The organism is Streptomyces sp. NPDC059649, assembly GCF_042734445.1.
GTDB lineage: Bacteria > Actinomycetota > Actinomycetes > Streptomycetales > Streptomycetaceae > Streptomyces.
This window is the reverse complement of sequence record NZ_JBHWDV010000057.1, coordinates 37,664-44,067: the sequence shown is the minus strand read 5'-3', so window position 1 is coordinate 44,067 and position 6,404 is coordinate 37,664. Positions and strand designations below refer to the sequence as shown.

The following is a 6,404-nucleotide window of genomic DNA, read 5'->3' as shown; positions in this document are numbered from 1 at the left end:
GTGTGGACTTAAAGCGAAGCAGTCCACACAACCGGCCCCGGAGGTCCGTCACCGCACCCGACACCACCCAGCCCGCCGCAGGCGCAACGGCGAGAAACAACCGCGGCGCCGCAGACAGGTACGTGGGCGGCGACGCAAAGCGCGCAACGGCGAGAAACAACCGCGGCGCCGCAGACAAAAACGTGGGCGGCGCCGCCAAGCGCAGCGGAACGGCGAGACGCCCCGCGGCGCCGCAGACAGGTACGTGGGCGGCGCCGCCAAGCGCAGCGGAACGGCGCCGCAGACAAAAACGTGGGCGGCTCAGTGGAACGTGTGCTCCGCCCCCGGGAACGTGCCCCCCACGACCTCCTCGGCGAAGGCCTTGGCCGCGCCGCCCAGCAGTTCGCGCATTTCCAGGTACTTCTTGACGAACTTGGGGACGCGGCCCGCGGTCATGCCGGCCATGTCGGTCCATACCAGGACCTGCGCGTCGCACTCCAGGCCGGCGCCGATGCCGACGGTGGGGATGTGCAGGGAGCGGGTGACCTCGGCGGCCAGTTCGGCGGGTACCGCCTCCAGGACGACCGCGAACGCGCCCGCGTCCTGTACCGACTTGGCGTCCCGCAGCAGCTGCTGGGCGGCCTCCTCGCCGCGGCCCTGGACCGGGTAGCCGCCGAAGGCATGCACCGACTGCGGGGTCAGCCCGACGTGCGCCATCACCGGGATGCCGGAGGAGACCAGCAGCTCCACCTGGTCCGCGGAGCGCTCGCCGCCCTCCAGCTTGACCGCGCCGACGCCGGCCTCCTTCACCAGCCGGGTGGCGTTGCGCAGGGCCTGGACCGGCCCTTCCTGGTACGAGCCGAACGGCAGGTCCGCGACGACGAGGGAGCGCTTGGTGCCCCGGACGACCGCCGCGGACAGGATCGTGATCTCGTCCATCGTGACCGGCACGGTGGACTCGTAACCGAGGTGACAGTTGCCCATCGAGTCGCCGACGAGCAGGACCGGGATGCCGGCCTCGTCGAAGACGGAGGCGGTCATCGCGTCGTAGGCGGTGAGCATCGGCCACTTCTCGCCGCGCTCCTTGGCGGCGGCGATGTCGCGCACGGTGATCCGGCGCGAGCTCGTTCCGCCGTAGAGGGACTTGGGCACCGGCTTCTGGGCAGGCGAAGGCTGCGTCATGGTGACGGCTCCTGTTCGTCATCTCGAGGCACCCTGACGGTGTCCCCGGACTCCCCACCATGCTGGCATGCCGCCGACACAAAGGAAAAGGGAGGGCGCACCGGGAGCCGGAACGGCACAACCGCGGGAGAGTGGGACGTACGGCCGCCCCGCCGGGGAATCCGGCCGCGGATCCGGTTTCCCTTATCAATACGGAACGGACTCGTATCGAAAAGCGTAGGGTGTCGGCATGGCCACCTCATCGACCCCACCGACCGCACCGGGCGGCCCGCCCGCCCGGCAGGTCCCCGACCGCGTGCACCGGCGACGCTGGGTGATCCTGTCCACCCTCATGCTCAGCCTGCTGATCGTGGTGCTGGACAACTCCATCCTCAACGTCGCCATGAAGACGATCGCCACACCGGCCCCGCACGGCCTCGGTGCCACCCAGAGCGAACTGGAATGGGCGATCAACGCCTACACGCTGGTCTTCGCCGGGCTGCTGTTCACCGCCGGCCTGCTCGGTGACCGGCTGGGCCGCAAGAAGACGCTGCTCTTCGGCCTGGCGGTGTTCGGCACCGGCTCGGTGCTCGCCGCGTTCGCCGGCTCGCCGACCCAGCTGATCGCCTTCCGTGCGCTCATGGGGCTGGGCGGCGCCTTCGTCATGCCGGCCACCCTCGCCATCCTCATGAACGTCTTCGAGCGCGAGGAGCAGCCCAAGGCGATCGGCATCTGGGCCGGTGGGGTCGGCCTGGCCATCGCGATCGGGCCGATCGCCGGCGGGCTGCTGCTGAACCAGTTCTGGTGGGGCTCGGTCTTCCTGGTCAACGTGCCCATCGTGCTGATCGCGCTGACCGCCATGCTGATCCTGGTGCCCGACTCCAAGGACCCCAGCCCCGGCCGGCTCGATCCGCTCGGCGTGCTGCTCTCCGTCGTGGGGCTGGTCCTGCTGGTCTACGGGATCATCAAGGGCGGCCAGCTCGCCGACTTCACCGAACCGCAGGTGATCGGCACGGTCGTGGCCGGCCTGGTGGTGCTCGCCGCGTTCGTCGTGCACCAGAAGCGCAGCGACCACCCGTCCATCGACATCAACTACTTCCGCAAGCCCGCGTTCTCCGCCGCGATCGCCGCCATCGCCCTGGTCTTCTTCTCCCTGATGGGCGTCACGTTCTTCATCGTCTTCTACGTGCAGAGCGTGCGCGGCTTCACCCCGCTCCAGGCCGGCCTGCTGCTCCTGCCGCTGGCCGCCGCCCAGATGATCTTCGCGCCGCGGGCCCGGCTGGCCGTGGACCGCTACGGCGCCCGCGCGGTGTGCACGTTCAGCATGTTCGTGGTGGCCGACACCATGCTGGGCCTGCTGCTGCTGGACGCCGACACCCCGATCTGGGTGATGGAGGCGCTGTTCTTCCTGCAGGGCGCCGGCATGGCGCACATCATGCCGCCGGTCACCGTCTCGATCATGCAGTCGCTGCCCCGCGAGAAGGCCGGCTCCGGCTCGGCGCTCAACAACGTCTTCCGGCAGGTCGGCGGCACCCTCGGCGTCGCCGTGCTGGGCTCGCTGCTGTCCACGAGCTACCGGGACCGCATCCAGGGCGTCCTCGACGCCGTGCCCGGACTGTCGCCCGGCGCCCGGCACGCGGCCGGTGAGTCGATCGAGGCCACCCTCGGCCTCGCGGACCGGATGGGCGCTCCGGGCCGGCCGCTGGTCACCGCCGCGAACGACGCCTTCATCCACGCCATGCACATCACCGCCCTCGGTTCGGCCACCGTCTCGGCCGTCGGCGCCCTGGTCGTGCTGGCCTTCCTGCCGGGCAAAATGGGACCGGCGCCGCGGTCCGCGGAGCCGCACGACGAACGGAAGGCGGGCGCAGCGCGATGAGCGGGGCGGCACGGGAGCCCGCGGCGGCGGCCGGGGCGGGGCCGGACCCGGTGGCCCCGGAGCGCCGCGGCCGGCCGCGCAGCGCCGCGGCCGACTCCGCCATCATCGAGGCCGTGCTCCGCCTGATCGAGAACGGTGCGTCCATAGGCGAGCTGTCCATGGAAGGGATCGCCCGTGAGGCCGGCGTCGGCAAGGCCACGGTCTACCGCCGCTGGCCCGGCAAGGACGCGCTGATGCTGGACGTCATGCGGTCCCTGGACGCCCCGCTCCCGCCGCTCGACGGCGACTCGGTCCGCGACGACCTGGTCTCCCTGCTGGAATTCCTCCGCCGCCGCGGCCTGGCCAAACGGGACTCCGCGCTGCTGCGCACCGTCGTCAGCCACGTCCAGGCGCACCCGGAGCTGTGGGACGAGTACCACCGCACGGTCGTCCGGGCCCGCAACGACGCGCTGCTCGCCGTGCTCCGCCGCGGCATGGCCAACGGGGAGATCCGCACCGACCGCCCCGTCGACACCCTCGCCGACCTCTTCGTCGGCCCGATGCTGTCGCGGGTGGTCCTCCACCAGTGGAAGGACCTGCCCGAGGGGCTGGCCGAGGACATCGTCGACATGGTCCTCGACGGCGTACGTCCCCGCCCGCAGGCCGCGGCGGGCTGAGCGGTCCCGGGCCGAGGGGTGGTGTCCGGGGCCGTCCCCAGGGTCGTCCGGGCCCCGGAAAGCCCGCGCCATATGACCGGACCGTGCCCGTTCTGTCACAGCCGTGGTCACGGACCCCATGACCGGAACCCCGCCCCGCGACACCACCGTCCTCACCTCCGAAGAGCGCGCGGCACGGCCCGGCGCGAATCTAAGAAACCGCATTACGGCCATCACCTAGGGTCGGTGATCACGGGTGACAGCACCGGAGCAAGGCAGTGAGGACAGCGGAATGGCGCAGGCATACATGACGGAGCCGGAGCAGGGGCGGGGTCCCGAGGGTGCCGTTTCCCGGGCCGGACGCCTGCGGAACTGGTGGCGCCCGGACGGGATGTGGCGGCGCGGCATCGTGCTCGCGGTGCTGGCGGTCGTACTCGGACTGCTGATGTTCCTGCACGCCCGGGTGCCCAACGACGTGGGGAACCTGGGCAGCCTGCTGGAGACCTTCCTGCCGTGGCTCGGCCTGGGCATCGCGCTGCTGCTGCTCGCCGCGGTCCTGCGCCGCTCCGCGACCGCCCTGGTCGCCCTGGTCCTGCCGGTCTTCGCCTGGGTGAACCTCTTCGCCGGCCAGCTCACGGACAAGGCCGGCACCGGCGGCAACGTCACCGTCGTCACCCACAACGTCAACGCCGACAACCCGGACCCGGCGGCCACCGCCCGGGACATCGTGGACTCCGGCGCGGACGTCGTCGCCCTGGAGGAGCTGACCGGCAACGCCCTGCCCACGTACCGGAAGGGGCTGGCGAAGGCGTACCCGTACCACACCGTCCAGGGCACGGTCGGCCTCTGGAGCAAGCTGCCGCTGAGCGACGCCCGGCCGGTGGACATCAAGATGGGCTGGGTCCGCGCGCTGCGCGCCACCGTCACCGCCACCGACGGCCGGCAGTTCGGCGTCTACGTCGCCCACCTGCCGTCGGTCCGGGTCAAGGTCGAGGCCGGCTTCACCGCCAACCAGCGCGACGGCAGCGCCGAGGCGCTGGGCGAGGCGATCGCCGCCGACCCGGTCAAGAAGGTCATGCTGCTCGGCGACCTCAACGGCACCATGAACGACCGCTCGCTGGCCCCGGTCACCTCGCAGATGCGCTCCGCCCAGGGCGCCGCCGGCGACGGCTTCGGCTTCAGCTGGCCGGCCGCCTTCCCGATGGCCCGGATCGACCAGATCATGATGAAGGGCATGGACCCGGTCAAGGCGTGGGTGATGCCCTCGACCGGCAGTGACCACCTCCCGGTCGCGGCCTCGGTCAAGATCTGACGGTCGACGCGGCCCCGTAACGTCCCGTTCCCCCGCTGGAATACTGGGCCTGGGAGACTTTGTTCCGTAAGCGAACTTAAGAGACCGTAGTAGTCCGTGCGTCCTGCCGGCCCGGCAGGACGCACGGCCGCGTCTCCCGCTCCCCGCACGCACGGAACCCGTCCCCGAAAGGCCTCCCATGCCCTTGGCTCTGCTCGCCCTCGCGATCTCGGCCTTCGGTATCGGCACCACGGAATTCGTGATGATGGGCCTGCTGCCCAACGTCGCGGACGACCTCGGCACCTCGGTGCCCACCGCCGGCTACCTCGTCTCCGCCTACGCCCTCGGCGTCGTCATCGGCGCCCCGCTGCTGACCGCCCTCGGCTCCCGCATCCCGCGCAGGCGGATGCTCGTCCTGCTCATGGCCGTCTTCACGGTCGGCAACCTGGCCTCCGCGCTCGCCCCCACCTTCGGGCTGCTGATCGCCGGCCGGCTGCTGGCCGGTCTTCCGCACGGCGCCTTCTTCGGCGTCGGCGCGGTGGTCGCCGCCCGGCTCGTCCGCGAGGGCCGCCAGGCCCGCGCGGTGGCCACCATGTTCCTCGGCCTGACCATCGCCAACATCGTCGGCGTGCCCGCCGCCACCCTCCTCGGCCAGCGGCTCGGCTGGCGCGCCACCTTCCTCATCGTGGCCGCCATCGGGCTGATCGCCATGGCCTCGCTGGCCCGGCTGATCCCGCCGCTGCCCGCCGAGGAACGCACCGGCCTGGCCCGCGAACTGCGTGCGCTCGGCGACCGCCAGGTCCTCCTCGGCCTGCTGACCACGGTCTTCGGCTTCGCCGGCATCTTCGCCGTCTACAGCTATCTGGCCTCGATGATGACCGAGGTCACCGGCCTCGCCGAGGGCTCGGTCCCGCTCGTGCTCGCCCTCTTCGGCATCGGCATGACCCTCGGCGCGCTCGCGGCCGGCCCGCTCACCGACCGCGCGCTGCGCCCCACCCTCTACGGTTCCCTGGCGGCGCTGGCCCTGGTCCTTGCGGCCCTGCACTTCACCGCCCCGGTGGCGTGGGCGGCCATGGTCACCGTCGTCCTCGTCGGCGCGATCGGCTTCCTGACCACCACACCCCTCCAGATGCTGGTCATGAACAAGGCCCACCAGGCCCCCACCCTGGCCGCCGCCTCCAACCAGTCCGCCTTCAACCTCGCCAACGCGGGCGGCGCCTGGGTCGGCGGACTGGCCCTCGCGGCCGGCTGGGGCTGGACCTCCCCGGCCCTGGTCGGCGCCGTCCTGGCCGCCCTCGGCCTGGCCGTCGCGGTGACCGCCGGCCTGCTGGACCGGGCCCCGCACGACCCCTCGCGCATCGTGGCCCGCAGCGACGGCGCCCCGACCCCGGCCGCAGCGGCCGCCCGGACCGGCGGCGGGTCGTAACCGGCCGGCCGGATGGGGATGACCGGCCGCCGC

General features: G+C 72.1%; 5 protein-coding genes. 4 read left to right on the top strand and 1 reads right to left on the bottom strand.

Going from position 1 to position 6,404, the window contains the following annotated elements; genetic code table 11:
- Positions 1–300: 300 nt before the first annotated feature.
- A complete protein-coding gene (panB, locus tag ACFV1J_RS34910; protein ID WP_385865048.1) occupies positions 301–1,161 on the bottom strand; it encodes a 3-methyl-2-oxobutanoate hydroxymethyltransferase in 861 nt (286 codons plus the stop codon).
- 229 nt (positions 1,162–1,390) lie between these two features.
- Between panB and ACFV1J_RS34905 the strand changes: the two genes are divergently transcribed.
- From ACFV1J_RS34905 to ACFV1J_RS34890, 4 genes are all read left to right on the top strand, one after another.
- Positions 1,391–3,019: an MFS transporter gene (locus ACFV1J_RS34905; RefSeq protein WP_385865046.1), complete on the top strand. Its 1,629-nt coding sequence runs from the start codon at positions 1,391–1,393 to the stop codon at positions 3,017–3,019.
- On the top strand, positions 3,016–3,675 hold the full coding sequence (locus ACFV1J_RS34900) for a TetR/AcrR family transcriptional regulator (RefSeq protein WP_385865044.1): 660 nt from the start codon (positions 3,016–3,018) through the stop codon (positions 3,673–3,675). Before ACFV1J_RS34905 ends, ACFV1J_RS34900 begins: the two co-directional genes overlap by 4 nt.
- Before the next feature lie 286 nt (positions 3,676–3,961).
- The gene (locus ACFV1J_RS34895; protein WP_385865055.1) at positions 3,962–4,966 is read left to right on the top strand and encodes an endonuclease/exonuclease/phosphatase family protein; all 1,005 of its coding nucleotides are present in this window, start codon (positions 3,962–3,964) and stop codon (positions 4,964–4,966) included.
- 178 nt (positions 4,967–5,144) lie between these two features.
- Positions 5,145–6,371 (top strand): MFS transporter, encoded by a 1,227-nt coding sequence (locus ACFV1J_RS34890; RefSeq protein WP_385865042.1) that lies wholly within the window; start codon positions 5,145–5,147, stop codon positions 6,369–6,371.
- The last annotated feature ends 33 nt before the right edge of the window (positions 6,372–6,404 follow it).